General features: G+C 64.9%; 26 protein-coding genes. 13 read left to right on the top strand and 13 right to left on the bottom strand.

All coding sequences use genetic code 11. The features are described from left to right. Nucleotides 1-100 precede the first annotated feature (100 nt). Entirely contained in the window at nt 101-2,449 is a 2,349-nt protein-coding gene (locus NX02_RS23410; protein ID WP_025294590.1) for a TonB-dependent receptor, read from the bottom strand. Nucleotides 2,450-2,663: 214 nt separating this feature from the next. On the opposite strand from NX02_RS23410, the gene NX02_RS23405 reads away from it, so the two are divergent. Next, nucleotides 2,664-3,305: a TetR/AcrR family transcriptional regulator gene (locus tag NX02_RS23405; protein WP_025294589.1), complete on the top strand. Its 642-nt coding sequence runs from the start codon at nt 2,664-2,666 to the stop codon at nt 3,303-3,305. A 610-nt stretch (nt 3,306-3,915) separates the two neighbouring features. Continuing rightward, a complete protein-coding gene (locus NX02_RS32805) occupies nt 3,916-4,647 on the top strand; it encodes a hypothetical protein (RefSeq protein ID WP_158014166.1) in 732 nt (243 codons plus the stop codon). Between the two features lie 256 nt (nt 4,648-4,903). Here NX02_RS32805 and NX02_RS34120 read toward each other — a convergent pair whose 3' ends face one another. Next, nucleotides 4,904-5,248, bottom strand: a complete 345-nt coding sequence (locus tag NX02_RS34120; protein WP_425424049.1) for a GNAT family N-acetyltransferase — start codon at nt 5,246-5,248, stop codon at nt 4,904-4,906. A gap of 903 nt (nt 5,249-6,151) precedes the next feature. Between NX02_RS34120 and NX02_RS23390 the strand changes: the two genes are divergently transcribed. From NX02_RS23390 to NX02_RS23380, 3 genes are all read left to right on the top strand, one after another. Beyond that, nucleotides 6,152-7,231 carry an IS630 family transposase gene (locus NX02_RS23390; protein ID WP_025290714.1) on the top strand — a complete coding sequence of 360 codons (1,080 nt, stop codon included), beginning with the start codon at nt 6,152-6,154 and terminating at the stop codon, nt 7,229-7,231. A 159-nt stretch (nt 7,232-7,390) separates the two neighbouring features. After that, nucleotides 7,391-7,648 carry a hypothetical protein gene (locus NX02_RS32800; protein ID WP_158014165.1) on the top strand — a complete coding sequence of 86 codons (258 nt, stop codon included), beginning with the start codon at nt 7,391-7,393 and terminating at the stop codon, nt 7,646-7,648. A 313-nt stretch (nt 7,649-7,961) separates the two neighbouring features. Further along, on the top strand, nt 7,962-8,198 hold the full coding sequence (locus NX02_RS23380) for a hypothetical protein (RefSeq protein WP_025294585.1): 237 nt from the start codon (nt 7,962-7,964) through the stop codon (nt 8,196-8,198). 154 nt (nt 8,199-8,352) lie between these two features. Here NX02_RS23380 and NX02_RS32795 read toward each other — a convergent pair whose 3' ends face one another. From NX02_RS32795 to NX02_RS33365, 3 genes are read right to left on the bottom strand one after another with little or no spacing between them, the layout of a single operon-like run. Next, nucleotides 8,353-8,811 (bottom strand): hypothetical protein, encoded by a 459-nt coding sequence (locus NX02_RS32795; protein ID WP_158014164.1) that lies wholly within the window; start codon nt 8,809-8,811, stop codon nt 8,353-8,355. 25 nt (nt 8,812-8,836) lie between these two features. Beyond that, entirely contained in the window at nt 8,837-9,418 is a 582-nt protein-coding gene (locus NX02_RS23375) for a type II toxin-antitoxin system VapC family toxin (RefSeq protein ID WP_025294584.1), read from the bottom strand. A gap of 1 nt (nt 9,419) precedes the next feature. Then, nucleotides 9,420-9,788, bottom strand: a complete 369-nt coding sequence (locus tag NX02_RS33365; RefSeq protein ID WP_211258248.1) for a hypothetical protein — start codon at nt 9,786-9,788, stop codon at nt 9,420-9,422. Between the two features lie 297 nt (nt 9,789-10,085). Here NX02_RS33365 and NX02_RS23365 point away from each other — a divergent pair, with 297 nt between their 5' ends. The 5 genes from NX02_RS23365 to NX02_RS23345 all read left to right on the top strand — a co-directional run bounded on the left by NX02_RS23365 (nt 10,086) and on the right by NX02_RS23345 (nt 14,517). Next, on the top strand, nt 10,086-10,367 hold the full coding sequence (locus NX02_RS23365) for a type II toxin-antitoxin system ParD family antitoxin (protein WP_025294582.1): 282 nt from the start codon (nt 10,086-10,088) through the stop codon (nt 10,365-10,367). Continuing rightward, nucleotides 10,364-10,660, top strand: a complete 297-nt coding sequence (locus NX02_RS23360) for a type II toxin-antitoxin system RelE/ParE family toxin (protein ID WP_025294581.1) — start codon at nt 10,364-10,366, stop codon at nt 10,658-10,660. The genes NX02_RS23365 and NX02_RS23360 overlap by 4 nt, the downstream gene beginning before the upstream one ends. Nucleotides 10,661-10,846: 186 nt before the next feature. Beyond that, nucleotides 10,847-11,518: a hypothetical protein gene (locus NX02_RS30975; protein WP_025294580.1), complete on the top strand. Its 672-nt coding sequence runs from the start codon at nt 10,847-10,849 to the stop codon at nt 11,516-11,518. 165 nt (nt 11,519-11,683) lie between these two features. Then, nucleotides 11,684-13,108 (top strand): M16 family metallopeptidase, encoded by a 1,425-nt coding sequence (locus tag NX02_RS23350; RefSeq protein ID WP_025294579.1) that lies wholly within the window; start codon nt 11,684-11,686, stop codon nt 13,106-13,108. Then, entirely contained in the window at nt 13,108-14,517 is a 1,410-nt protein-coding gene (locus NX02_RS23345; protein ID WP_025294578.1) for a M16 family metallopeptidase, read from the top strand. Before NX02_RS23350 ends, NX02_RS23345 begins: the two co-directional genes overlap by 1 nt. A gap of 4 nt (nt 14,518-14,521) precedes the next feature. Here NX02_RS23345 and NX02_RS23340 read toward each other — a convergent pair whose 3' ends face one another. After that, the gene (locus NX02_RS23340; RefSeq protein ID WP_025294577.1) at nt 14,522-15,727 is read right to left on the bottom strand and encodes an ABC transporter substrate-binding protein; all 1,206 of its coding nucleotides are present in this window, start codon (nt 15,725-15,727) and stop codon (nt 14,522-14,524) included. Next, nucleotides 15,724-16,305, bottom strand: coding sequence for an ANTAR domain-containing response regulator (locus NX02_RS23335; RefSeq protein ID WP_025294576.1), 582 nt, complete (start codon nt 16,303-16,305; stop codon nt 15,724-15,726). The genes NX02_RS23340 and NX02_RS23335 overlap by 4 nt, the downstream gene beginning before the upstream one ends. 81 nt (nt 16,306-16,386) lie before the next feature. Here NX02_RS23335 and NX02_RS32790 point away from each other — a divergent pair, with 81 nt between their 5' ends. The 3 genes from NX02_RS32790 to ahpF all read left to right on the top strand — a co-directional run bounded on the left by NX02_RS32790 (nt 16,387) and on the right by ahpF (nt 19,429). Then, entirely contained in the window at nt 16,387-16,791 is a 405-nt protein-coding gene (locus NX02_RS32790; RefSeq protein ID WP_162232720.1) for a hypothetical protein, read from the top strand. 390 nt (nt 16,792-17,181) lie between these two features. Beyond that, complete coding sequence (ahpC, locus tag NX02_RS23325; protein WP_025294574.1) at nt 17,182-17,745, top strand: alkyl hydroperoxide reductase subunit C; 564 nt, start codon at nt 17,182-17,184, stop codon at nt 17,743-17,745. Nucleotides 17,746-17,848: 103 nt separating this feature from the next. After that, nucleotides 17,849-19,429: an alkyl hydroperoxide reductase subunit F gene (gene ahpF / locus NX02_RS23320; RefSeq protein ID WP_025294573.1), complete on the top strand. Its 1,581-nt coding sequence runs from the start codon at nt 17,849-17,851 to the stop codon at nt 19,427-19,429. A gap of 52 nt (nt 19,430-19,481) precedes the next feature. Here ahpF and NX02_RS23315 read toward each other — a convergent pair whose 3' ends face one another. From NX02_RS23315 to gltX, 6 genes are all read right to left on the bottom strand, one after another. Next, nucleotides 19,482-20,870, bottom strand: a complete 1,389-nt coding sequence (locus NX02_RS23315; protein ID WP_025294572.1) for a tetratricopeptide repeat protein — start codon at nt 20,868-20,870, stop codon at nt 19,482-19,484. A 7-nt stretch (nt 20,871-20,877) separates the two neighbouring features. Further along, nucleotides 20,878-21,591 (bottom strand): hypothetical protein, encoded by a 714-nt coding sequence (locus NX02_RS23310; RefSeq protein ID WP_053000701.1) that lies wholly within the window; start codon nt 21,589-21,591, stop codon nt 20,878-20,880. A gap of 2 nt (nt 21,592-21,593) precedes the next feature. Then, complete coding sequence (locus NX02_RS23305; RefSeq protein ID WP_025294570.1) at nt 21,594-22,262, bottom strand: hypothetical protein; 669 nt, start codon at nt 22,260-22,262, stop codon at nt 21,594-21,596. A gap of 224 nt (nt 22,263-22,486) precedes the next feature. Then, nucleotides 22,487-22,684, bottom strand: coding sequence for a hypothetical protein (locus tag NX02_RS23300; RefSeq protein WP_039998005.1), 198 nt, complete (start codon nt 22,682-22,684; stop codon nt 22,487-22,489). A 113-nt stretch (nt 22,685-22,797) separates the two neighbouring features. After that, nucleotides 22,798-24,084, bottom strand: a complete 1,287-nt coding sequence (locus NX02_RS23295) for a citrate synthase (protein WP_025294568.1) — start codon at nt 24,082-24,084, stop codon at nt 22,798-22,800. A 25-nt stretch (nt 24,085-24,109) separates the two neighbouring features. Further along, nucleotides 24,110-25,618, bottom strand: coding sequence for a glutamate--tRNA ligase (gene gltX / locus NX02_RS23290; protein WP_084718050.1), 1,509 nt, complete (start codon nt 25,616-25,618; stop codon nt 24,110-24,112). Nucleotides 25,619-25,629: the final 11 nt, after the last annotated feature.

The raw sequence follows: 25,629 nt of genomic DNA, 5'->3' as shown, positions 1-25,629 counted from the left end.
CCGACCCGCCGTCTCGGCTGCGCGCGACGGCCCCCTCGACTTCGCTCGGGGCGAACGGGGTGGGGGGCGAGGGGGCCAAGGAAATAAGAGCCCGCCCCCCTCAGAACTTCAGCCCGAACGTCGCGAACACCTGCCGCGGATTGCCGTAGAACGCTGTCACCACGCCCTCGCGGCCCAAGGTCGGGGTGATGTTCCCCGCCGCGTTGAGGATCGGCAGCCCGGTCGTCGGATCGGTCAGCGCGAACTGGTAGCCCGAGGTGATATATTGCTTGTCCGCCAGGTTCTTGCCGTGGACGCCGAACGAATAGCGGCCATTGTCCGATGTCCAGACGATGCTGGCGTCGAGCAGCGCATAGCCCGGCTGGTCGAGGAAGGGGCTGGGCGTTTCGAACTGGCTGGTGCGGCTGCGATAGGAAAGGCCGACCGAGGCGTTGACCAGCCCCGATGCGGCGGGCACCCCCGCGTCGATCGAGCCCGACAGCGTCCATTTCGGCGTGTTCTGGATCTCGCGATAATCGGCGACGTCCACGCCCAGATTGTTGATGAACTGGCGATACTCGCCGTCCAGATAGCCGAGCGTGCCGTTGAAGTTCAGCGAGGATCCGGCACCCGCCCAGTCGCGCGCGAGGCCGGCATAGAGCTCGAACTCCACGCCCTTCATCCGCGCCTTGCCGGCGTTGGTGGTAACGCCGATGAAGCTGTCGAAGGTGCCGTCGCCGTTCGAATCGAAGCCCGCCGAACCGGGGATCTGCACATCCTTGTAATCGGCATAGAAGCCGGTCAGCGCCACCCGCACGCGCCGGTCGAACATCGAAGCCTTCCAGCCGACCTCGTAGCTGTCGACCGTCTCGGGGTCGAAGGAGAGGAAGTCGTAGATTTCGTCATAGCTGCGCACGCCGTCGCGGTTGGTGTCCGGCGCCGCGGTGGAAAGCCCGCGCGGGTCGAAGCCGCCGCCCTTGAAGCCCTTCGAATAGGAAGCGTAGAGCGTGTGGTCCGGCGTCGGCTTGAAGCTCACCGAGGCGCGCGGGGTGAATTCCTCGAACGTCGCCTTGCCGCGGAAGTTGGAGGTGGTGGCAAGGATGATCGGGGTGCCGCCGAACTCGGCGGAGGTGCCCAGCTTGTTCTGGCGCAGGATCGTCGAGTCGCGCTTGTCGTTGGTGAAGCGCCCGCCCACCGAAATCGCGATCCGGTCGGTCAGGTCATAGGTGAAGTCGCCGAAGACGGACCATGTGTCGGTCTTCACGTCGCCCGCGGTGAAGGCGTTGAAGCCGGGCGCGGTGGTCGAAAGCAGCACGTCGAACGCGGTCGAGGCCTGCGCGTCGAGATAATAGAAGCCCAGCAGCCCCTTCAGCTTGCTGCCCTCGTAGAGCAGCTGGAATTCCTGGCTGAGCTGCTCGTTGCGATAGACCGCGGGCACGTCCACATCCACCGCGGGCAGCGCGTCGAAGTCGATCGGCGTATAGCTGGTGTCCTTGCGCCAAGCGCTGATCGAACGGAAGGTCAGCGTCTCGGTCAGCCCGGCGCTGATGTTCATCGCCAGCCCATAGGCCTTCACATCCTGCTTCGGATTGTTGAGGCCCGCGCGGGTGTCATAGACGTCGTCCAGCACCGGCGCGCCCGAATGCAGCCCGGTGATGAGCCGGTGGCCGTTGCGCGGGTCGGATTTGTCGCGGGTATAGTCGCCGGAGATGCGGATCAGGAAGCGGTCGTCGGGCGATCCCAGCTCCACCGTGCCGCGCCCCGCCCACACATCCTTGTTGTAATTCTCGACGCCGTCGATGGTGAGGTTGTCGCCGAAGCCGCCGCGCGACAGCCGCGCCACCGAACCGCCGATGCGCAGCATGTCGGTGACCGGCACGGAAACCGTGACGACGCCGTCCGCCTGGTCATAGCTGCCATAGGTGCCGCGCAGCTTGAGCTCGAACTGGTCGGGCAGCCGCTTGGTGACATATTTCACCGCGCCGCCGATCGTGTTGCGGCCATAGAGCGTGCCCTGCGGCCCGCGCAGCACCTCGATCCGCTCCACGTCGTAGATGTCGAGCACCGCCGCCTGCGGGCGGTTGAGATAGACATCGTCGAGATAGATGCCCACGCCCGCCTCGAACCCGGGCACCGGATCCTGCTGGCCGACGCCGCGGATGAAGGCGGTTAGCGTCGAATTGGTGCCGCGCGAATTTTCCAGCGTGGTGTTGGGGGTGAAGTTGGAAAGATCGGTGATGTCGATCGCGCCCTTGGCCTCCAGCTGCGCGCCGGAAAAGGCGGAGATCGCCACCGGCACGTCGATCAGGCTTTCCTCGCGGCGCCGCGCGGTCACGACGATCTCGCCATCGTCATAGGCGTTGGCGGCCTCGGGCGCGCCGGCGTCCTGCGCCAGCGCGGGCTGGGCGAAGGCGGCAAGCGCGGCCCCGGCAAAGCAGAGCGCACGTGTCGAGACGGTGAAACGCGTCATCAGGATCCTCCCATGGTGGCGCCCGTATTGCGTCGGGTTGCGCCGGTTCGAGAGACGCTATACTGAAACCTGAACCGGGTTTCAACTTCGGTGTTGCATCGGGTTGCGATGGGTCTCGCGCATCGCAACCCGATGCAGCCCGCGCGGCGCTTGAGCGAACCCTCTCCCGATCGGTCGCAGACCGGGCGGGACGGCAGAAACGAAAGGGAGGATGATGGCGAAGGACAGTGGCGCGGATGCCACGGCGGAAGGGCCGCCCTCGCCGACCAGCGAGGCGAAGACGCCCCGCACCGAGCGCGGCCGGCGGACCTTGCGCACGATCCTCGATGCGGCAGCGGCGGAGTTCGGCGAGAAGGGGTTCCACGAGGGCTCGATCAGCGGCATCACCACCCGCGCCGGCGTCGCGCTGGGCAGTTTCTACACCTATTTCGATTCCAAGGATGAGGTGTTCCGGGCGCTCGTCCGCGACATGAGCGGGCAGGTGCGCGACCATGTTGCGCCGCGCGTGCGCGACGCGGTGGACGGCATCGATGCCGAGCGCCTCGGCCTCGAATCCTTCCTCGAGTTCGTCCGCCGGCACAAGGAAATCTACCGCATCATCGACGAGGCAGAATTCGTCGACCAGGCCAGCTATCGCGATCACTATGCCGGCGCGGTCGACCGCATCCGCACCCGCCTCGCCGCCGGCGCCGCCCGCGGCGAAATCCGCGCCGACGCCGGCGAGGTCCACGCCTGGGCGATCATGGGCATGAACGTCTTCCTCGGGCTGCGCTACGGCGTCTGGCAGGAAGATCTGGCCCCGTCCGAGGTGGCAGCCGCGGCGAACGACATCCTGCGCCGCGGTTTGGCCCCGTAAGGGGGTGTTAGAGGGACTTAAGGGGGTTTTCGGGGGGAGTCCGGGGCAACACGGTCCTCGGGCCAGACGCGCTGGCCGAGTGCGGCGCCCGGACATAACGCGACTCGAGCCCCATCCGCCGCCCCTGACGACATGTGCATCCCGGGGGCGATACATGGAACGGACCCGGATATACGCTGACGCGGGCAGGTGTGGGCAACCCCCCCGGGTTCAGATTTCTGTACTGCCGATCAAAGCGACAGGGTTGGCCCTACATTCTGCGATCCCGTTGTCAGCGCACCGCAAGGTTGGAGCGAACTTAACGGAAAATATGTCTTTCCCGTCAGTCCGGTAAGCCCTGCCACGTCCGCTTATCAGGGTTCTGGCCCCGAAACCGGACGGGCTGGAAAGTCCCCAAAGTGGCCGTAGCTGGACTGATCGCCGTCCGGGGATTGGGCAGACGCAGCGATTGTCCTTTGCTGAGGTTCGGACTACGTGATGACTGCCATTCACCCCATCTATGACCTCCTTCTGCATCCCAGAAAGATACCACAGTGGGTTCGCGCATCTACCGCTATACCACTCCCAAAAAAGCGACTCACCGGGCCAGTAATTTTGCAAGGCCAACACGTTGCAGATAGCTCTGCGCGAGACTAGGTTCAATTTCCCGGGTTCGACAGGCGGCAAAGTGATTGATCTAAATCGTCTCTCTTCAACCGCAGCTTGCCTCGGTTTAGTCTTGATGAGCGGCTGCAAATATGCCGATAAAGCCCAAGGTGAGAGCGGAGAAATCATATCTGTGATAGATAATGTAAATTACACTCCGGGTGGATTTCCGCGCCAGTCATATTTTGCATGCGGCACCAGCATCGTACTGAAGAAACCATTCCGAGTAATTCAAGACGATTGGGGTGATGCCCCGGTAGCAATTTCTTTAGATTATATCCATAATAGGGACACAGCCAAGGTAGCGCAAGACGGCGTAAACGCATCCGGCCGCATCACATATCATTTCCCGAGCCGTTATCGCGAAATTGGGATGACGCAATGGCAGAGCAGATTTCGTAACGTGTACCCACTCAAAAGGGCTTCGGAGATTATGCGGCGCAGCGATACGGTTCGCTTCGCCTCGGCCGAAGGCGTTCATTTTCAAGGTGCCATCGAAGGTCGTAACATTGCGATGTTTTGCACGGCAGACGAAGATGCCGTAAATCCCACATGCATGGCAGAAGCCTCGCTTAGATCTGGTGAACTGGCGGTAAGCTCGACGTTTCCACCTACGGCGATTGAAGATCTAAAGTATATCATACAGATTGGTGATGATCTATTTGCGGATATAGCATCTCAGTGCACCACCAGTTAGAATATGGTTTTTGTGGCAGATGAACGCTGATCAACATATTCGAGATGCCTTCGATGGCGGGCCGGTTTCGGCTTTAGTGATCCCGATGAGCTATGTCCGCTTCGCGCCAAGATCCGTCAACCATCGTCGTGCCAGCCGCCCAAAAGCGGTCGGCCCGGTCGGCACCAGGATGTCAGCCCGCAAGTGTCCGAAATGGTGGTGGATGGTCTGGGCGTTTTCGGGCGGCATCAATGGGAAACTCGTCTATCCGCTTCCGTCAGGTAATGGGCTTCGACATCCGGTAGTTGTGGATCGCTACGCCATTGATATTGTAGTCATTTCGAGCATCAACGCCGAAACCGCGACGTTCAAAGAGGCGGCGGGCACTCTCACTTGCGTCGACAAAAAGAAGCGCCATGCCTGCTTGTCTCGCCGCCGCCTCTATTGCGGCGTAGATTGCCGATCCTACGCCGGTCCCGACCACATCGGGGCGGCAGTAGAGATGGTCGATGTGGCCATCCGGCTCTAAGTCGCCATAGCCGATAGGTCGGTTGTCATCATCGACCGCGACCAGAAATGTTCGGCCCACAGCTTGCCACAAGTACCTGTCAGGATCAGGCATCGATGGACTCCATGCCGCGACCTGCTCAGCGGAATAGTCACGGATACCGGCCTCACGGACAGATGCATGAAATAACGCCGCAAGCGTGCTGGCGTCGGAGGGCTCAAACGGACGGATGAACATTGCCCAACGCTATGACCGCTTTTCGCAACTGGAAAGAAGCGTCTGAACGGCCGGGAGGGAGCGCCAGTGGCCATCGCATGCTCCCGCGCCCCTTTGTCCGCTTTGCGCCAGGACCCGTCGGCCACTACCGATCAAGGCGTCCCCGAAAGCGGTCAGCCCGGGTGCCCCCTGCGAACCGGTCCGCACGAGGATGGGGGCCAGAAAGCGTCGCAAAATGGTGAGAAGCGGTCGTTCGCGGAACACGTCAACCGCCGCTCGCAGCCGCTACGACAAGCCAGCAGAATGCTGCTACCGTAAGGAACAGAATTTGGACAACTAGTGCGCGCTTTTTGGCCCTGAAATCGCTGCGGAACGCGATCCAAAACGCTGTAACCGCCACAAGCGCTGGCACGATAATGGAGGCGGCGATGGAGCCAATTTCCGCATACCCAATGGGTCGCAAACTTATAAGCACCATCTGCGCGAAGAGCAGGGTCCACGCCCCACCAGCAACCGTTCCAATTATCTTGGTTGCGCCAGCCATCGTGACATACTGACATTACACGGGAACGTCCGCAATTGGGCGCCAGCTGCCGTCCCGTCATTTTTACGCATGACGTCTGCTTAGCGCCAAAGGCCGTCGATCCTGAATGATCGGACCGCGCCCCGAAAGCGGCCATATGCGGCTCAGATGGCAATTACCTCCCACCCTCGGTCTCCCTGCCCACCTAGTGGATTGATCGGAACGGAAGAGTCCGTTTTGTGGATTCCGCTGAGCGCGACATTGTGCGACGAGTCGGTATGCGTAGTGGTATCACCTTCGTCGTCACGGCACCGGATCGGGCGCGGCTTGAAGCTCTCGTTTCGGCCCGTGGGTCGCCCCAGAAGCATGTATGGCGCGCGCGGATCGTCCTTTTGACGGATGATGGGCTGGGCACCGTTGCGATCATGGCGCAGACGGGCAAGTCGAAAACGTGCGTGTGGCGCTGGCAGGAGCGGTACATGGCCGAAGGTGTCGATGGCCTGCTCCGCGACAAAACCCGCCCCCCTGGCATCGCGCCGCTCGAGACGACGCTCGTCGACAAGGTTGTGGCGTTGACGCTCGAGGCGCCGGCTCAGGAGGCGACGCACTGGACGGTGCGCGCGATGGCCAAGGCGGCGGGCATCGCAGCGTCCTCGGTCGTGAAGATCTGGCACGACCACGGCCTCGCGCCGCATCGCTGGCGCAGCTTCAAGCTGTCCAACGACAAGGCGTTTGCCGAGAAGCTGCACGACGTGGTCGGCCTCTACGTCTCGCCGCCGGCGCACGCGATCGTGCTGTCGGTGGACGAGAAGAGCCAGATCCAGGCGCTCGACCGCACACAGCCGGGGTTGCCACTCAAGCGCGGCCGGGGGGCGACCATGACGCATGATTATAAGCGCAACGGGACGACCACGTTGTTCGCGGCGCTGAACGTCCTCGACGGCTCGGTGATCGGGCGCAACATGCAGCGGCATCGGCACCAGGAGTTCATCCGCTTCCTGAACGCGGTCGAGGCCGAACTGCCGTCAGACAAGGCCGTCCACGTCATCCTTGACAACTACGCCACCCACAAACAGCCGAAGGTTCGCGCCTGGCTCGCCCGGCATCCGCGCTGGACTTTCCACTTTGTGCCTACGTCGTGTTCCTGGTTGAACGCCGTCGAGGGCTTCTTCGCCAAGCTGACCCGCCGGCGCCTGAAGAACGGCGTCTTCTGCTCCGTCGTCGATCTCCAGGCCGCCATCAACCGCTTCATCAAAGAGCATAATCAGGAACCCAGGCCGTTTGTATGGAAGGCTGATCCCGATCACATTATCGCTGCCGTCAGGCGCGGGCACCAAACGTTGGAATCAATCCACTAGGGGTGTCATTTCGCCCCCAGTCGAACCGACCCCAGATGGCATATACGTCGACCTACAATCGCCGGCCGACTGATCGCTGACGAACGGCGTCGAGCATGTTCCAGAGCGCGGTTTTCCGGGCTATGCTGCATCAACGCCTGGATTGACACGGAGATCGCCATGCTTCGTTTTGCCCTGTTAGCAGCCCCGCTCTTAATCGCCGCTGCTCCCGCTAAAGATCAAAGAGGAGCGGTCGAGGAGTGTCCGCGAATTGGAGATGGCCTGCACGAAGTCGAAACAACGCCCGCTCAGAAGGGCGTGCAACGGCTGGACCAGCTTCCACCCGCCAACCACTATCTCACGGTCCTGAAAGTCGAAGGCGGCTGCGTGAAACCGGTCATAGTCAAATACAACGTTGGCCAAACGAAGCAGCCATAAGGCGGCTTTGCGCCATTTCCCGTCGAGCAGCCCGCCTGTCGGCATGCTTGAAAGCGGCCGTGATCGGATCCTCCGGTACATGGTCCATGGCTCTCCGCACCGGATCGCTCGAAGCGGCTGCGGCCGCCTATTGAACCTGCCGCAACGGGTCGATCGCTGCTGCTCGGGCCGAGCTTGGAGGCTGACGCTCGGTTGACGAACCCGTCAATGGCAGCTTCTCTCCGTGGCAACGAAACTAGCCTAACCGTTTCGTCTTCCGAGTCAGCCGATCAACAAGATCTCTAGAAAAAATGGTGCGAGGTAGGGCGATCCCATGAAAATCGTGTCACTGGTGCCAGGCGATATGGCCCCCGTTAAATCAGACTTTATCCGTGTAGACCAGCTTCCGAGCGGCGCCGTTGCCTTGATGGGTGGACTGGCGCTTGACGATGGCGTTGTTTCGTTGGGAGCATTTCAATCGATTGAGGATGCTATTGCCGCGGGAACCAAATGGGCCTTGCAGCACAGAATCACCACGCTCGTCATCGAGCTATCTCCCGCGCTTAGATAGGTGCCCAAACAGCCTGGCGGCTACGTCCGCTTCGCGCCAGCATCCGTCAACCATCGCTGCCCCAGCCCAGCCCGAAAGCGGTCGGGCCGGTGCCCCTCCCTTGGGACGTAGGTCGGCACCCGGATGGTGGTCACGAAGCGTCGCAAAGTGGTGGTTAGCCGCCGTCGTCTTCCTCATAAAATGTATGACCTCGGTTGTCAGGTTTGAGCAGCTTGTAGAACGGGGCTTCGTGGACTTCTTCTGCCTCGAGCGTCAGGATCGCGTTGCCGTTGGACAGCCATCTGCCGTACCTATCTAGATTTGAGCGGACGCGCGCAAAGGCGTGATCGGTCGCCCTTCTCTCGTCCGTGGCTAGAACATAACGGTGGCAATAGAAGCCACGGGGTTGTGAAACGTTTTCACTTGGCGGTGGGACTTTCCAGCTCAACTCGCCGTGAACAAAAACGTAAAAGCAGCGCATTTGCAACCAATCGCTTGATCCGTGAATGGCCGCAACTGGGCGCGAGCAGCCATGGTGAAATTTCCATGCGTCACGTCCGCTTCGCGCCAGATGCCGACGATCCGGCATGATGAGGCCGCACTCCGGAAGCGGCCATACGCGATTCACCGCCATTCGGTCTCGCTTCCCGCTTAGGGTCTCATTTCGCTCTCAGCGACGCCGTGCGGTAGAACAGCGCGCGTCCGGTCGGAACGAACTGCAGCAGGAAATCGAACTCGACGATGTTGCGCGTCAACACCGTGAAGCCCAGCTTCTGCGCTTGCAGGAAGAGCGTGCAGTCTTGCAGCGCCTTGAACTTCGCGTCCTGCGCATAGCCCTGCAGCCGGCAGAGCATGCCGGCGAGCAGCGCGGCCCTTCCGAGCACGTCGGCGTCGGGCGTGAACACCCGGTGATCTGGCATCGCCAATATCTGCGCCCGCACCGCGCCGATCACGCTGGTCGTCCGGCCATCTTCGGGGCGCGCCACGCCAAGCGTATGCACGAGCTCCTGAACCGCGATGATCGAGTGATTGACGTGCCGCGTATCGACGAGCTGTTCGACGAGATCGGGCGCACGTCCCTGCATCTGGTCGATATAGACGCACGTGTCGAGCAGGAGCGCCTGGCCCGCCACGTCTTCCGCGCTGGCAAATGGAAGCGCGGAATCGTTGCGGCGAGCGAGCGTGTGACCGGGATCGAAGCGGGCCCAGCGGCGCGCTCCGTCGATGTCGAATCCCGGCACGTCAGAAGCCGAGCTTCAGGTCCGGATCGATGGTGCCGCGCACGGCTTTGAAGCTCTCGGCGAATCTGTCCTCCAGCGCGACGCTGGCGAGCGCGAACGCGATGAGATCGGTATCGGTCTTGATGCCGGTTTGCGCCTTCGCCTGGCGGACAAGCGCTGGACTGACGCGCCCCCCGATCCGCCCTACCTTCTCATGGAGCAGGCCGGAGCGCTCGGCAGCGGCCATGACCGCCTCGACCCGCGTCCCGTTCACGCCGGGAAACTGGCCGGTGCCCGCATCGCGCGGGACTCGGCCCTTCCGGCTGACGCCACTCGCACCTGTGCCGTGGCTCTTCGCCGCGTCCTTGATGCTGCTGCCTTGCTTGGCCATCCGAATTCGTCCAACAAAATTAGATTTTGTCCAACATATGCGCATGGAGGTCTCTCCGCAAGCGGCCGGACATCCGCTTGGCGCCAGCATCCATTAACCATTGCCGTCCCAGCCCCCCAAGCCTCGTCTTACCGGCCGCCCGGGGCGTTGCCTGAAACCGGACTGTGCCGAACGGCCACCAGCAGCGTCCACTTCTCCCAACGCTGCTCCGAGAGCCGCCGGACCGATTCGTCCCCGGACACGACTCTTGAACGCCATGGCAATTTTTGCCAACATGCTCACCGGAGGTAGAAGCCGATGGCGACCATGAATGTTTCGCTGCCCGACCCCATGCGCAATTACGTGCAGAATCGCATCGACAGCGGCCAATATGCCAGCGTCAGCGATTATGTGCGTGACCTGATCCGCCGCGATCAGTCCGAAACGGAAAATGAAGAACGGTGGCTTCAAGAACTGGACGCCTCGATCGAGCGCGGCCTTGAAGATGAGAAGGAAGGCCGCCTTCATGAACTGGGCGAAGTGTGCGCTGAAATCCGTGCTGAAATCGAGGACATGGCAGGTACGCAGCCGCTTCGATGAAAGTCTTCCTGACTTCCGATTCACGCACTGACCTTCGTGCCATCGCCAGATACATCGCGAAAGACAATCCGGCGCGTGCAATAACCTTTGCCGCAGAGCTGGAAGGTGCCGCTATGCGCCTTGGCGAAATGCCCCGCGCCTTCCCGTTGGTCCCACGCTACGAACATCACGGCATCCGGCGACGCTCCTATCATGGCTATGGCATCCTCTACGCAGTGCGGGACGACCGGATCATCATCTATCGCTTCCTTGGGCCAGGACAGGATTACGACCGCGCCTTGCGGCTAAATTAATCTGCCGCTCGATGATGCCGATGATGACCGCAACGCGCCAGATTCCATCAACCATTGCCGTTCCAGCCCCGCCTGAAAGCGGTCGATCTGATGCGGCCGCCGCGATTCAGCCCGAGCCGTACGGCGATATGGGCCAACTCCATGCGACATGCGCCCCCGGGCATGTCGCCAAGGAGAACGCGACCCATGGATGACGCGACCGCAACCAAGCCCTTCGCCACCGACCCCGTTGCCGAGCCCCCGGCCGCCGCCATCACCCAGTTCGAAACCGCCGCTGCCGCCGCGGTCGAGGCGGCAGAGGTGCGGGCCCGTTTTCACCATGAAGGCCGCGAGGATGGCTGGACGCCCGAGAAGATCCGCATCTTCCTCCACACCTTGGCCGAAACCGGCGTGGTCGAGGATGCCGCCGCCGCGGCCGGGATCAGCCGCCAGAGCGCCTATCGGCTGCGCAACAGCGAACGCGGGCGGGCCTTCCGCTTCGCCTGGGGCGTGGCGTGCCGCTGCGCGCGCAACCGGCTTGCCGACGATGTCTATCGCCGCGCGGTCTATGGCAGCGTCGAGACGATCCGCCGCGGCGACGAGATCATCCAGCGCCACCGCCATGACGATCGGCTCGCGATGGCGGTGCTCGCCCGCCTCGATCGCCTCGAACGGGATGGCATGAAGGAGCGCGATGCCGGGGAGATCGTCGCGGAATCGTTCGACACCTTCGTCGATCTCGTCGCGCAGGGCGGCGCCGGCCCCGCCAATTTCATCGAGAACAACTATAAGGGCGGCTATGATCGCCGGACGCCGACGACGGTGCTGATCGATGCCATAAACAAGATCGCCGGCGTGCGGCGGCGCAACCGATTCTAGCGGCAGGGTGGGGCGAATCCACTGTCACCTTCGTCACTTTCGGCCGCCCTGTCCGGCGCGCAGGCGGCGGCGGCGTCGCCCGGAAAGACGTTCGTCGCTTCCGTCTTGCAAACGCCACCCTCCGCCGTGCTACCTTCGCCGCTCAACGCCCTTGGGGGGTCGAATATGATGAAGCCTTCGAGCCTCGCACTGGCGCTGGCCCTGGCGCTGCCCGCACTCCCCGCCGCGGCGCAGGCCCAGGCGGCCGCCGCTGCCGGCACGCTCCACGTCGATACGCGCTATTTCACGCTGCCCAACGGCCTCAAAGTGGTGATGACCCGCGACACGATCGCGCCGACCGTCACCGTCGCGGTCTATTACGGAATCGGCTTCCGCGTGGAGCCCCGCGACCGCACCGGCTTCGCGCATCTGTTCGAGCATCTGATGTTCCAGGGCTCGAAACATGCGCCGAAGGGCGTGTTCGATACCACCATCACCAATGCCGGCGGCATCAACAATGGCTCGACCCGCTTCGACTTCACCAATTATTACGAGATCGTGCCCTCGGGCGCGCTCGATCGCATGCTGTGGCTTGAGGCCGATCGCATGGCGAGCCCGGTGATCGACGAGGCCGTGCTCAAGAACCAGCAGGGCGTGGTCGGCAACGAGATCAAGGTCAATGTCCTCAACCAGCCCTACAGCACCTGGCCGTGGATCGACCTGCCGATGCTGGCCAACAGCAACTGGTACAACAGCCACAATTTCTACGGCGAACTGGCCGAGGTGGAAGCCGCGACCGTGCCGGACGCGCAGAGCTTCTCCAGGCAATTCTACCGGCCCAACAACGCCGTCCTCGTGATCGCGGGGGACATCGATTATGCCGCCGCGCGCGCGACGGTGGAGAGATATTTCTCGCCGATCCCGGCCGCTGCGCCGGTCGCGCTCCCCGACATTTCCGAACCGCGCCAGACCGCGGAGAAGTTCAAAAGCCGCGTCGATGCGCTCGCGCCCAAGCCCGGCTACGCCGCGGGCTATCACGCGCCCGCCCGCGGCACCCCCGAATGGTATGCGATGGGGCTGATCGACCAGATCATGGTCCAGGGCGACGACAGCCGCCTCTATCGCAAGCTCGTCCAGGAAACCGGCATCGCCGGCGAGGTGAGCGGCGGCATCAATGCCGATCTCGGCAACATGTTCAACTATCGCGGGCCGATGCTGTGGAGCTTCAGCTTCACCCACGATCCGACCCACACGACCGAACAGATCACCAGGGCGGTGGACGAAGTCGTCGAGGATCTGCGCAGCAAGCCGGTCAGCGCGGCGGAACTGCAGCGCGCGCGCATCAAGATGCGCTCGGACCTCTACGGCACGATCGACGGCGCCTATCGCGTCGGCCTCGTCGATCTGCTCGCGGTCTATGCGCTGTTCGACGATGATCCCGCCGCGATCAACCGGATCGAGGAAGGCTTCGCCAAGGTCACGCCCGAGCTGATCCGGAAGACCGCGCAGGACTATCTGCGCAAGACCAATCGCTCGATCTATGTCGTCGAACCCGGCGCCGCCAAGGCCGATGCTGCCGCCAAGGCCGATGCCCCCAAGGGAGGCCAGTGATGCGCTACGCACGCCTCGCCATAGCGGCGTTGCTCGCCGCCGCCCCGGCCGCCGCGCAGGACGCGTTCCCGCCCGCGCCGCCGATCGCCGATCCCAAGCCCTTCACCTTGCCGGCGACCGAAACCTATACGTTGCCCAACGGGCTCAAGGTCACGCTGATTCCCTATGGCATCGCGCCCAAGGCGGTGGTGTCGCTGCGCGTCCGCGCCGGCAACGCCACCGAGGGGGCGGATACCTGGCTGGCGGACCTCACCGGCGCGATGATGAAGGAAGGCGCGGGCGGACGGACGGCGGCGGAGGTCGCGGCGGCGGCGGCCGGCATGGGCGGCCAGCTCAATGTCGGCGTCAACCCGCAGGGCACGCAGGTCACCACCAACATCCTTTCCGAATATGCGCCCGAAGCGATCGCGCTGGTCAGCGACGTCGCGATCCGGCCCGACCTGCCGGCGGCCGAGCTCGCGCGGGTCAAGGCCAATCTCGGCCGCCAGCTCGCGGTCACGCTGTCGCAGCCGGGGACGCTGGCCGACGTCGCGCTGGCGCGGCGCATCTACGGCCCCGATCATCCCTATGGCCGGATCGTCCCGCGCCAGGCCCAGCTCGCCGCCTACACGATCGATCAGGTCAAGGCGTTCCGCGCAGGGCAGTTCGGCGCGCGGCGATCGCATCTCTATATCGCGGGGCGGTTCGACGCGGCCGCGGTGAAGGCGGCGGTGGCGAAGGCGTTCGGCGGCTGGACGCCGGGGCCGGAGCCGCTGAAGATCGACAGCCCGCACCAGGCAGGCCCGCAGGTGCTGCTGGTCGATCGTCCCGGCGCGCCGCAGACCACCCTGCGGCTGACCTTCGACGCGGCGCTCGCCGGCAGCGCTGCCGACATTCCGCAGCGCGTCACCAACGCGCTGCTCGGCGGCGCGTTCAGCTCGCGCATCACCACCAACATCCGCGAGGACAAGGGCTATACCTATTCGCCCTATTCCGCGATCGCCTTCCAGCCCGGTGACGCGCTGTGGACCTTCGAGGCCGACGTGACCACCGAACATACCGGCGATTCGCTGCGCGAGGTGTTCAAGGAGATCCGCCGCATGCAGACCGAAGCCGTGCCGGCCGAGGAGGCGAGGGGCATCCGTACCTATATGGCCGGGCTGTTCGCGATCCAGAACGCGACCTCGCCCGCGGTGGTCAACACGCTGGCGACGCGCGACCTGCTCGGCCTGCCCGCCGACTGGACCGATCACTATGTGCCCGCCGTGCTGGCGGTGTCGCCGGCGCAGATGCAGGCCGCGGCCGCCGCGTCCTACCCGCTCCGCACGCTCACCCTGGTCGTCGTCGGCGATCTCAAGACGGTCGCGCCCCAGCTCGAGGCGCTGCCCGAACTGGCCGATGTGCCGACCGCGACGGTGACGGTGCCCTGACGCGCTACCCCGCGTCCTGTGCAATATATTGCTCAGCTTGGTCCGGGTCGAACAGCCGCCCGTCGAAGAAGCGGTCCGGCCCCAGGATCAGCCGGCCATGCGTCGATCCCGCGCCGATCGGCTCGGCGATCGCGCCCTCCACCTTCGCGCTCGCGCCGGGCAGAACCGCGCCGGTGCCGGCGAGCGCGCGGCGGTAGATGTCCGGCCGGAACACGCCCGCCGCTGCCTCGAACCCGTCGGGCAGCGCGCTGGCATGGCCCCAGCGCCGCATCTGCGACCACAGCCACATCGCCTGGCTGCGCCACGGGAAGTTCGCCGCCTCGCGGTGGAGCACCAGGAAGTCGCGGATCGCCACCGGCTCGGCGCCGGCGCGCAGCACGAGGCGATCGGCCAGCGCGCGTTCGATGAGGTCGGCGGGCTGGTCGATATAGGCGGGGCGGGCGAGCAGGGCCGCGATCTCGCCGCGGCGCGCCGGGTCTCCGCACAGCCGGCCGGCGGTATGGAGCGCACGGATCAGCGCCGCCACCTCGTCGCCGCGCGCGTCGAGCGTCGTCTTGCGGAAGGCGAGCAGCTTCTCGACGCCGCGGCTCCAGATCCGCGCGGTCGCGGCGACCATCACCCCCAGGCCGCGCTCGACCGCGACGCTGTTCCACGGCTCGCCGACGCAGGAGCCGTCGATCTCGCCCGATTCGAGCGCCTCGGCGACGAAGGGCGGCGGCACCACCACGATCTCGACGTCGCGGTCGGGGTCGCAGCCGCACGCGGCCAGCCAGTAGCGCAGCATGTAGTTGTGGCTGGAATAACGATGGACCACCGCCAGCCGCAGCCGGCGCCCGCGCGCCGCTTCCGTGCGCGCGACCTCGGCCAGCGCGTGGCCCGCGGCGCGGGCATCGCCCGCCGCATCGATGCCGACCAGCGCGGCGATCCGCGTCGACAGGGTCACCGCATTGCCGTTGAGCCCCAGCATGAACGGCGCGCCCAGCGGCACCGCCGGCCGGTCCAGCCCCAGCGCCGTGGCGATGGCGAGCGGGGCGAGCAGGTGCGCCGCGTCGGTCTGGCCGTAGATCAGCCGGTCGCGCACCGTCGCCCAGCTCGGATCGCGGACCAGCTCGATCGCCACCCCCTCGGCGGCGGCAAGCCCCATCTCGTGCGCGACGATCGGCAGCGCCGCATCGACCAGCGGCAGGAAGCCGATCCGAAAGCCGCTCATCCCTGTCCTCCCAGCAGCGCATCCGCCGTCACCAGCGCCTCGGCGATGTCGGCGATGCGCTTGCCGCTATCCATCGCCTGCTTGCGCAGCAGCGCATAGGCGGCGGGTTCGTCGATGCCGCGCCGCTTCATCAGCAGCGCCTTGGCCTTGTCGATCGCGCGCCGGTCGGCGAGCGCGGAGCGTGCCTCCGCCAGCTCGGCCTGCAGATGCGCGAAGGCGTTGAAGCGGCGCACCGCCAGTTCGAGCACCGGCTTGATCCGCTCCTTGCGCATCCCGTCGACGACATAGGCGGAAATGCCGGCATCCACCGCCTCCGCGATCGAGCGCTCGTCGGACTGGTCGACGAACATCGCGATCGGGCGGGCGAGCGCGCGCGACAGCGCGAAGCTTTCCTCCAGCACGTCGCGTCCCGGATTTTCCAGGTTGATCAGGACCACGTCGGGCGCGAGCGCGGCGAGTCGCGCGACCAGACCGATTCGCTCGATCAATATGGTGATGTCGGCAAGCCCGGCCTCGCGCAGCCCTTCCTCGATCACCGCGGCCCGCGCCGGGCTTTCGTCGACGATCGCGATCTTCAGCGCTGCCTCCCTGCCCCAGATGCCAAGCCGTGCCCAGCGCGGGCGCCCAAGTCAACCGTCGCGCGCCACGGCAGGCTTGCGTTGCGCGCCATCGTCGGGCAAGAAGAACAAATAAGGAACATCAGGGATATGATCGTGAGCCGAGCAAGCAGCGACCTGCCGGTCGCGGCGGGCGCCGCTTCGCCCGCACGCCGCGCCTATTGTCTGCGTCCCGTTGCCTGCATCGCCGGGCGTCGCGGCTGCTGCGCGCTGTGCCAGCCGCATCGCGGACGCACCGACGAGCATGTCACGCGCGACGAGCGGGTCGTCGCCGCGCGGCGCGGAGGGATGAGCCTGCGCCGCATCGCGGCGGCGCATGCGATCACCCACCAGCGCGTGCTGCAGATCCTGCGCAACGCAGGGGAGGCGCCGCCCGTCCGCCGCACGGGGCGCTCACGACTCCATTTTGACGATAGTCGCCAAAGCGGAGGGGATTCGGCTTTGTAGGGGGACGGTCGAGACCTACGCTGCCTGGTTCCGACGCTCGGGAAGGTGCCGGACCTGGTCAAAACTCGCGAGAGGGCACGCCAAGGCTGGGTGGATTCAGCGTGCTCCTGCCTACCGTCTGCGTGCCGGCCTCGATTTCGGCCTGCCCGTTCTCCCCGGCCCACCCGATGCCTTCCCGATGCGGCGGAACGGCGCGTTCGGTCGGCCGGTCGCCCTTCGACGCGGTGCGGGGCACGGTTCGGAAACGCGCCGGTCAACCCGCGCTGGCGGCGGTTGAACGCGGCGCGCGATTGATCGGAAAAATCGATGTCTAGAACCGAACTTATCGGTTTTCTTTAGCCGCGGCGCGCCCATATAGGGACGGTCATCAACACCCAAGCGGAGATGCTCATGTCCCTCATCGGAAGCCAGATCAAACCCTTCAAGACCGAAGCCTTCAAGGACGGCAAGTTCTCGACCGTCACCGACGGCGACGTGAAGGGCGGCTGGTCGGTGTTCTTCTTCTACCCGGCGGACTTCACTTTCGTGTGCCCGACCGAGCTGGAAGACCTCGCCGACAATTATGACGCGTTCCAGGCGCTTGGCGTCGAAATCTACAGCGTCTCGACCGACACGCATTTCTCGCACAAGGCGTGGCACGACACCTCGCCGGCGATCGGCAAGATCAAGTACACGATGCTCGGCGATCCGACCGGCACGATCACGCGCAACTTCGACGTGATGATCGAGGAAGCCGGCCTGGCCGACCGCGGCACCTTCGTCGTCGATCCGGAAGGCAACATCCAGATCGTCGAGATCACCGCCGGCGGCATCGGCCGCGACGCGACCGAACTGCTGCGCAAGGTGAAGGCCGCGCAGTATGTCGCTTCGCACCCGGGTGAGGTCTGCCCCGCCAAGTGGCAGGAAGGCGCCGAGACGCTCGCGCCGTCGCTCGACCTCGTCGGCAAGATCTAACCCAACCAATAGCCCTCATCGGGTCGCACCGCGCACCGGGGCCGGATCACCGTCCGGCCCCGGGCGTAAACTGAGGGGCACCACTCAAGAAACGGAACAGGACATGCTCGACGCGAATCTCAAGCAGCAGTTGAAGGCCTATCTCGGCAACATCACCCAGCCGATCGAGCTGGTGGCGTCGCTGGACGATAGCGACAAGTCTCGCGAAATGCTCGCCCTGCTGGAGGACATCGCCGGCCTGTCCGAAAAGGTCGCGGTCGTCCGCACGGATGGCGACAAGCGCACCCCCAGTTTCATGATCCGGCGCGTCGGCACCGATATCGGCGTGCGTTTCGCCGGTCTGCCGATGGGCCACGAATTCACCTCGCTCGTGCTCGCCCTGCTGCAGGTCGGCGGTCATCCGTCGAAGGCCGCGCAGGAACTGATCCAGCAGGTGAAGGACCTCGACGGCGATTATGCCTTCGAAACCTATTTCTCGCTCTCCTGCCAGAACTGCCCGGATGTCGTGCAGGCGTTGAACCTGATGGCGGTGCTCAACCCGCGGATCAGCCATGTCGCGATCGATGGCGCCCTGTTCCAGGATGAAGTGACCGAGCGCAAGGTGATGGCGGTTCCCACCGTCTTCCTCAATGGCGAGCCCTTCGCCCAGGGGCGGATGGAGCTCGAGCAGATCGTCGCCAAGATCGACAGCGGTGCTTCCGCGCGTGCTGCCGAGAAGATCAAGGCGAAGGACCCGTTCGACGTGCTCGTGATCGGCGGCGGTCCCGCCGGTGCCGCGGCGGCGATCTATGCCGCGCGCAAGGGCATCCGCACCGGCATCGCCGCCGAGCGGTTCGGCGGGCAGGTGCTCGACACGATGGGCATCGAGAATTTCATCTCGGTGCAGCACACTGAAGGGCCCAAGCTGGCCGCGCAGCTCGAACAGCATGTGAAGGATTATGATGTCGACATCATGAACCTGCAGCGCGCCGAAAAGCTGATCACGGCGCGCGTGCCCGGCGGCCTGCACGAGGTGCGGCTTGAGAACGGCGCGTCGCTGAAGGCCCGCACCATCATCCTGTCGACCGGTGCCCGCTGGCGGCAGATGGGGGTGCCGGGCGAGGACCAGTATCGCAACAAGGGCGTGGCCTATTGCCCGCACTGCGACGGCCCGCTGTTCAAGGGCAAGCGCGTGGCGGTGATCGGCGGCGGCAATTCCGGTGTCGAGGCGGCGATCGACCTCGCCGGCATCGTCGCGCACGTGACGCTGATCGAGTTCGACAGCGACCTGCGGGCGGATGCGGTGCTCCAGCGCAAGCTGGCCAGCCTGGCCAACGTCAAGATCATCACCTCGGCGCTGACCACCGAGGTGCTGGGGGATGGCGAGAAGGTGGTGGGCCTGACCTACAAGGACCGCAACCATGACAGCCTCCACCAGATCGAGCTGGAGGGCATCTTCGTCCAGATCGGCCTGGTGCCGAACACGGAGTGGCTGAGGGACGCGATCGCGCTTTCGCCGCGCGGCGAGATCGAGATCGATCATCGCGGCGAAACCTCCAAGCCCGGCGTGTTCGCGGCGGGTGACGTGACCACGGTGCCCTACAAGCAGATCGTGATCGCGATGGGCGAAGGCTCGAAGGCGGCGCTCTCGGCGTTCGACTATATGATCCGGCTCGCGCCGGCCGAGGAAGCCGCCGCGGCCTGACGGCCCCAGGGGTTACGGGATCCGGCGGGCAAGGTCCGCCGGATCCTCTCTATCAATGGATGAGCGCGAGCGCCGCGTTGCGGTCGAGCGCCCGCGGGTTGAGCCGTACCGCTTCCTTGCGCGCGGCCTCCGCCTCTTTCCGGCGTCCCAGCATCGTCTGCGCATCCGCCGCGACCAGCCAGGTCAGCGACGACCGCCATTTCGATTCGAGCACCGGCTTCAGCGTCGACAGCGCTGCATCGGGCTGGCCGTTGGCGATCTGCGCCGCGGCCAACTGCGTCAGCGCCTCGCCGAACGGGCGCTCGGCGGCGTTCAGCTTCGCCAGCTCCAGCGCCCGCGCCGGATCGCCGAACGACAGATAATGGTCGATCGCGTGCCCCCACGCCGCTTGTGGCAGCGCGGCGAGGCGGCGGTCCCACGCGGCGCCCGCCCGCGCGGCCCAGGCCTCGCTGTTGGCGCGGTCCCCCATCGCGCGATAGACGCCGGCGACCGCGTCCATCATGTCGGGATGCCCGCTTCGCTCGGCCAGCGTGATGAAGCGCGTGAGCGCGCCCGGCAGATCGCCCTTCAGCGCCTGCATCTTGGCGATGCGTGATTCGATGCGCCAGTCGCCCGGGAAGCGGCGGTCGGCTTCGGCGAAATGCTTCGCCGCATCCTCCCACCGTCCCCGATCGAAATCGATCAGTCCGCGCTGCAGTTCGAACCAGCCGCGCTGTTCGAAAGCAGGCCCGGTGACCAGCCATTCCGCCTCGTTCAGATACTCCATCGCCTTGTCGGGATCGCCGGTGCGCCAGAACCAGGTCGATAACCGCAGCAAATTGTCATAACCGCCCTGCTCGCGTTCGATCCGCCGATAGGTGGTGAGCGCGGCGTCATAACGGCCCGAATAGAAATCCAGATCGGCGCGGTCCGCGTCGATCCCGGCGCGTTCCAGCTTGTTGGGGCCGACCGCAATCGATTCCACCGCCTTCAGGTCGGGCTCGATCGCGGACAGCCGGTGAACATGGAAGTTGAACGCGATGCGTTCCCAATGCGGGCCGAGCCGCTCGTCGCCGGCATGTGCGAACGCGGCTGTAAGCGCCTGTTCTGCGGCGACGAGATCGTCGAGCCCGCCGGTCAGCATCGCGCGTTCGATCCTGAGGCGGACGATGCGCTCGATATTGTCCGTCTCAGCCGGTGGCTGGCCGGTATCGCCGAACGCGCGGCGTTTGCCGTCGATCTCCGCCAGCACGGCGGCGTAGGTCTCGGGCACGCCCACCTGCACGGGGCGCTTCCAGGGCGGCGCCTCGCCGAAGCGGTGGCCGCTGACCATCGTCTGCGCCGGCGGCACCGCCGGTTCCCAGGGACGCACGACGAACAGCGTGGCGACCGAGGCCGCCGCGCCCGCCATCAGCAGCAGCGACGGGCGCGCCGGGCCGACCGCCGGTTGAGCATTGGCCATGGTCCGGTCAGGCGGGTCTGGCGCAGGGAACCAGGCCGGCGCGGCGGAAATCATCGTCGAGCAGGGTGGCAAGCCCGGTCAGGTTCACTTTCATCTCGGGGATGAACATGCCGGTCGCATAGTCCACCGGCTTGCTGTCGTTGTAGAGCGGCTGCCGGTTGCCCGACATCAGCACGGTCGACGTCACCGGATTGCCCATCGAATCGACCGAGGCATAATCGGTGAGCGGATTGGTTCGGAAATCGAACCCGCTGCCCGATCCCTCCGGCCGCACCGACCCGAACGCCGTACCCAGATAGGGGAAGTCGCGCCGGAACGGCTTGTCGTTCACCGGCGGGTTGAGTGCGAGTTTGGCGACGACATCCCGCGGATGGCGGGTCAGGTCGATGAAGAAATAGCCGAGCGCAAGGTCGGGCGTCGGATCCTCGAAGCGGCGGCCATTTGGATAGCCGTTGGGCTTGGATGGATCGAAGTGGACGACGTCTTCCTTGACGAACTGCTCCACTGTCTTGCCTGGCAGCAAATCGGGCGCGACGAGCTGTTGAAAGCAGGGTTCGATGTTGAGCGCCGTGGGTGTCGGCGTCCCCGGCGTCGGGGTCGGCGTGGGGGTTGGCGTCGGCGTGGGCGTCGGCGTACCGCCGCCGCCGCTGTCGGCCGAACTGCAGGCGCTGATGGCGAAGGCGCAGACGGCGGCGCAGGCGAGAAGGATCGACTTCTTCATGATCACAGCCCCGGCTTGATGCGACTGGTGGCGACGGAGACGCCGAGAACGGTGTTGCCGTTCAGGACATTGGCCTTGTCCGTTTCGATCGCGAAGCCGGAGACATTGCCGTTCGCGAAGAAATCCCGCGTGCTGACGAAACGCAGGTCGCCATTGGTGCGGGTATTGTCGAGGCCGAGCACGTCGAAGAAGAAGGGATCCTCGAACAGGCCGGCCATGAAGCGCGTGCCGTTCTTGGCGAACTCCTTCTGCAGCGGCACCACCACGGTCTCGCTTTCGAGGCCCGGCAGGCCCCTGGCCTGCACGCCCCACTGGCCTGCTGCATTGGGAGCGAAGCGGAATTCGATGATCTTCTCGGTCGTGAAGATGTTGGCATCGTCCGAGATGCGGATCTGGTAGACGACATCGCGGTCGAACAGCCCGGGCGCCTCGGGCACATAGGGGCCGCCGAAGGTGAAGCACATCACGAACTTCGTATCGGTCTGCCAGACATAGATGTCGGCGATGTCGGCGCCGCGATCGAGGATCGGCACGCTGGTCGGACGACCGACACGGGAACCCGGTTCATTATGGTCGGCAGCGACCACCGGCCGCTCGACGAACAATATGGCCGCGGTGCAGGCGACGATCACGCCCGCCATCAGGCCGTTTATCAACGAAGTCATGCGCATCGAAAACCCCCGGTCGAAGGGATGGGCGCGGACGCCTTCCCATGAACGCCCGACCCATTCAGTGCCACTCGTCACAGCTACGAGGACAAAGGAATTAAGTCTGCAGCCGCAACGACCCGGTATTTCGATTTTTTTGAAAGATAGCGCGTGGCTGGCGGGACCGCCAGCCCGAATCATCAAGCTTGACAAGGATCAAGCGCGGGAAGGCCCGTGCTTGCAGGCCGTTAGCGCCGCCGCGCGAACAGGATCGCGACCAGCCCGACGACCACCAACACCGCGCCATTATAGGTCCAGCGCGACTGATCGATCATGAAGCTGCTGGCCGGCCAGCGCACCAGCCCCGTACCCTGGCCCACCCACAGGAGACCGACGACCAGCGCGAAGATGCCTGCAATCAACGTCAGGGTCGGTATCGCGCGCATCGGCATCGTCCTTCTTCATACGGCAACGGCCCGGTCTTGCCGACCGGGCCGTGCCAGTGTGGCGCATCTGCGCCCTGCCTGTCGAGCCGCACCTGGGTGCGGCCCATGCGCGATCAGCGGTCGCCGACCGGCAGATAGTCGCGCTGCGTCGGGCCGACATAAAGCTGGCGCGGGCGGCCGATCTTCTGCGCCGGATCCGAGATCATCTCGTTCCACTGCGCGACCCAGCCGACGGTGCGGGCGAGCGCGAAGAGAACGGTGAACATCGAGGTCGGGAAGCCGATCGCCGAGAGGATCACGCCCGAGTAGAAGTCGACGTTCGGGTAGAGCTTCTTCTCGATGAAATAATCGTCCTTTAGCGCGATCTGTTCGAGCTCGCGCGCCACGTCGAAGATCGGATCGGTCACGCCCAGCTTGTTGAGCACGTCGGCCGCAGTCTTCTGCATCACCTTCGCGCGGGGATCAAAATTCTTGTACACGCGGTGGCCGAAGCCCATCAGGCGGAACGGATCGTCCTTGTTCTTGGCGCGGGCGATATATTCCGGAATCTTTTCGACGGTGCCGATCTCGCGGAGCATGTTGAGCGCCGCCTCATTGGCGCCGCCATGTGCCGGGCCCCACAGGCAGGCGATGCCGGCCGCAATGCAGGCGAAAGGATTGGCGCCCGACGAGCCGGCGAGACGGACGGTCGAGGTCGACGCGTTCTGCTCATGGTCGGCGTGGAGAATGAAGATCTTGTCCATCGCGTCGACGATGATCGGATCGACGACATATTCCTCGGCGGGGACGCTGAAGGTCATCCGCAGGAAGTTGGCGGTGTAGCTCAGATCGTTGTTCGGATAGACGAACGGCTGGCCGACCGAATATTTGTACGCCATCGCCGCGATCGTCGGCATCTTCGCGATCAGCCGGTGGATCGCGATCATGCGCTGCAGCGGATCGGCGATGTCGGTCGAATCGTGATAGAACGCCGAAAGCGCGCCGACCACGCCGCACATGATCGCCATCGGGTGGGCATCGCGACGGAAGCCGCGGTAGAAGGTGGCCAGCTGTTCGTGCAGCATCGTGTGGCGGGTGATCGTGTTGCTGAACTTGTCCAGCTCGTCGCCGGTCGGCAGTTCGCCGTTGATCAGCAGATAGGCGACTTCCATGAAGCTCGACTTTTCGGCGAGCTGGTCGATCGGATAGCCGCGGTGGAGCAGGATGCCTGCATCGCCATCGATATAGGTCAGCGCCGATTCGCACGACGCGGTCGAGGTGAAGCCCGGATCGTAGGTGAAAGCGCCGGTTTCCGCATACAGCTTGCGAATGTCGATGACATCCGGACCGACGCTGCCGGACAGGACCGGATAGTCCTTGTTCGCCCCGCCGATCGTCAGTTGCGCTTTCTGGTCACCCATATTCTGCTCCATCTATGTGGTTGCTTCAGACGCGCTGGCCGGCAGCGGTCAGGCTGTCGTCCAACCGACCGAGCGACTCATCGCGCCCGAGCAGCACCAGCACGTCAAAAATCCCCGGCGAGGTCGAACGCCCGGTGAGCGCCGCTCGAAGCGGCTGCGCCACCTTGCCGAGACCGATACCGGCATCCTCTGCGACCCTGCGCACCGCTTCTTCGAGAGCCGGCACGGTCCATTCCGGAACCGCTCCGATCGCCTCGCGGGTCTTGCCCAGGAGCGTTCGCGCGTCACCCATTAACAGCGCCGATGCCTTCTCGTCGAGCGAAAGCGGGCGCTTGTCGAACAGGAAGGCGGCCCCTTGCGCAAGCTCGACCAGCGATTTGGCACGCGGCTTGAGCGAAGGCATCGCGGCAGCCAGCAGCGCCAGTTCGTCGGCGTCGAGCGCACGGCCGAGCAGGACCTCGACATGCGGTCGCGTCGCCTGCACCAGCCGTGCGTCATCGGCCTCGCGGATATAATGGCCGTTGAGATTCTCGAGCTTCTTGAGGTCGAAGCGCGAGGGCGAGCGGCCGACGCCGCCGAGGTCGAACCATTCGGTCGCCTGCTCGCGGCTGATGATCTCGGCGTCGCCATGCCCCCAGCCCAGCCGGAGCAGATAGTTGGAAAGCGCCTCGGGCAGCACGCCCAACTCGTCGCGATAGGCCTCGACGCCGGTGGCTCCGTGGCGCTTGGACATCTTGGCGCCGTCATTGCCGTGGATCAGCGGCACATGCGCGTAGACCGGCTCGGCCCAGCCCATCGCACGGATCACAGCAAGCTGGCGGAAGGCGTTGTTGAGATGGTCGTCGCCGCGGATGACGTGGGTGACGCCCATATCATGGTCGTCGACCACCACCGCGAGCATATAGGTGGGCGTGCCGTCCGACCGGAGCAGGACGAAATCGTCGAGTTCCGAATTGCGCACGGTCACTGCGCCCTGCACGCGATCGTCGATCACCGTCTCGCCATCGATCGGCGCCTTGATGCGGATCACGTAGGGCGCGCCCTCGGGCGCTTCGCCGGGATCGCGATCACGCCAGCGGCCATCATAACGCTGCGGCTGCTTGTTGGCGCGCTGCTCGGCGCGCATCGCCTCGAGTTCCTCGGCGGTCGCGAAGCATTTATAGGCGTTGCCCTCGGCGAGAAGCTGGTTTGCAACGTCCGCATGGCGATCGGCGCGGGCGAACTGGAACACGGTCTCGCCGTCCCAGTCCAGCTCCAGCCAGCGCATCGAATCGAGGATCTTGTCGATCGCATCCTGCGTGGAGCGAACGCGATCGGTGTCCTCGATCCGGAGCAGGAACTTGCCGCCATGATGGCGGGCGAACAGCCAGTTGAACAGCGCGGTGCGCGCGCCGCCGATGTGCAGGAACCCCGTGGGGGATGGCGCGAACCGCGTGACGACGGCGCTGCCGGTGGCTTCGTGACTTGCGCTCAACCGCGCTTGCTCCCAGAAACTGACGATATGGACATGATCGCTCGGCGACGCCCCTAGCATGGCATATGCGC

The organism is Sphingomonas sanxanigenens DSM 19645 = NX02, assembly GCF_000512205.2.
In the GTDB taxonomy this organism is placed as follows: domain Bacteria; phylum Pseudomonadota; class Alphaproteobacteria; order Sphingomonadales; family Sphingomonadaceae; genus Sphingomonas_D; species Sphingomonas_D sanxanigenens.
This window is presented reverse-complemented; position numbering and strand designations above follow the sequence as displayed.

Coding starts and splice junctions, on each gene's coding strand:
- NX02_RS23410 (WP_025294590.1), bottom strand. CDS start 2,449: ATGACGCGTTTCACCGTCTCGACACGTGCGCTCTGCTTTGCCGGGGCC.
- NX02_RS23405 (WP_025294589.1), top strand. CDS start 2,664: ATGGCGAAGGACAGTGGCGCGGATGCCACGGCGGAAGGGCCGCCCTCG.
- NX02_RS34120 (WP_425424049.1), bottom strand. CDS start 5,248: ATGCCTGATCCTGACAGGTACTTGTGGCAAGCTGTGGGCCGAACATTT.
- NX02_RS23390 (WP_025290714.1), top strand. CDS start 6,152: ATGCGTAGTGGTATCACCTTCGTCGTCACGGCACCGGATCGGGCGCGG.
- NX02_RS32800 (WP_158014165.1), top strand. CDS start 7,391: ATGCTTCGTTTTGCCCTGTTAGCAGCCCCGCTCTTAATCGCCGCTGCT.
- NX02_RS23380 (WP_025294585.1), top strand. CDS start 7,962: ATGAAAATCGTGTCACTGGTGCCAGGCGATATGGCCCCCGTTAAATCA.
- NX02_RS32795 (WP_158014164.1), bottom strand. CDS start 8,811: ATGGCGGTGAATCGCGTATGGCCGCTTCCGGAGTGCGGCCTCATCATG.
- NX02_RS33365 (WP_211258248.1), bottom strand. CDS start 9,788: ATGGCCAAGCAAGGCAGCAGCATCAAGGACGCGGCGAAGAGCCACGGC.
- NX02_RS23365 (WP_025294582.1), top strand. CDS start 10,086: ATGGCGACCATGAATGTTTCGCTGCCCGACCCCATGCGCAATTACGTG.
- NX02_RS23360 (WP_025294581.1), top strand. CDS start 10,364: ATGAAAGTCTTCCTGACTTCCGATTCACGCACTGACCTTCGTGCCATC.
- NX02_RS30975 (WP_025294580.1), top strand. CDS start 10,847: ATGGATGACGCGACCGCAACCAAGCCCTTCGCCACCGACCCCGTTGCC.
- NX02_RS23350 (WP_025294579.1), top strand. CDS start 11,684: ATGATGAAGCCTTCGAGCCTCGCACTGGCGCTGGCCCTGGCGCTGCCC.
- NX02_RS23345 (WP_025294578.1), top strand. CDS start 13,108: ATGCGCTACGCACGCCTCGCCATAGCGGCGTTGCTCGCCGCCGCCCCG.
- NX02_RS23340 (WP_025294577.1), bottom strand. CDS start 15,727: ATGAGCGGCTTTCGGATCGGCTTCCTGCCGCTGGTCGATGCGGCGCTG.
- ahpC (WP_025294574.1), top strand. CDS start 17,182: ATGTCCCTCATCGGAAGCCAGATCAAACCCTTCAAGACCGAAGCCTTC.
- ahpF (WP_025294573.1), top strand. CDS start 17,849: ATGCTCGACGCGAATCTCAAGCAGCAGTTGAAGGCCTATCTCGGCAAC.
- NX02_RS23315 (WP_025294572.1), bottom strand. CDS start 20,870: ATGGCCAATGCTCAACCGGCGGTCGGCCCGGCGCGCCCGTCGCTGCTG.
- NX02_RS23310 (WP_053000701.1), bottom strand. CDS start 21,591: ATGAAGAAGTCGATCCTTCTCGCCTGCGCCGCCGTCTGCGCCTTCGCC.
- NX02_RS23305 (WP_025294570.1), bottom strand. CDS start 22,262: ATGCGCATGACTTCGTTGATAAACGGCCTGATGGCGGGCGTGATCGTC.
- NX02_RS23300 (WP_039998005.1), bottom strand. CDS start 22,684: ATGCGCGCGATACCGACCCTGACGTTGATTGCAGGCATCTTCGCGCTG.
- NX02_RS23295 (WP_025294568.1), bottom strand. CDS start 24,084: ATGGGTGACCAGAAAGCGCAACTGACGATCGGCGGGGCGAACAAGGAC.
- gltX (WP_084718050.1), bottom strand. CDS start 25,618: ATGCTAGGGGCGTCGCCGAGCGATCATGTCCATATCGTCAGTTTCTGG.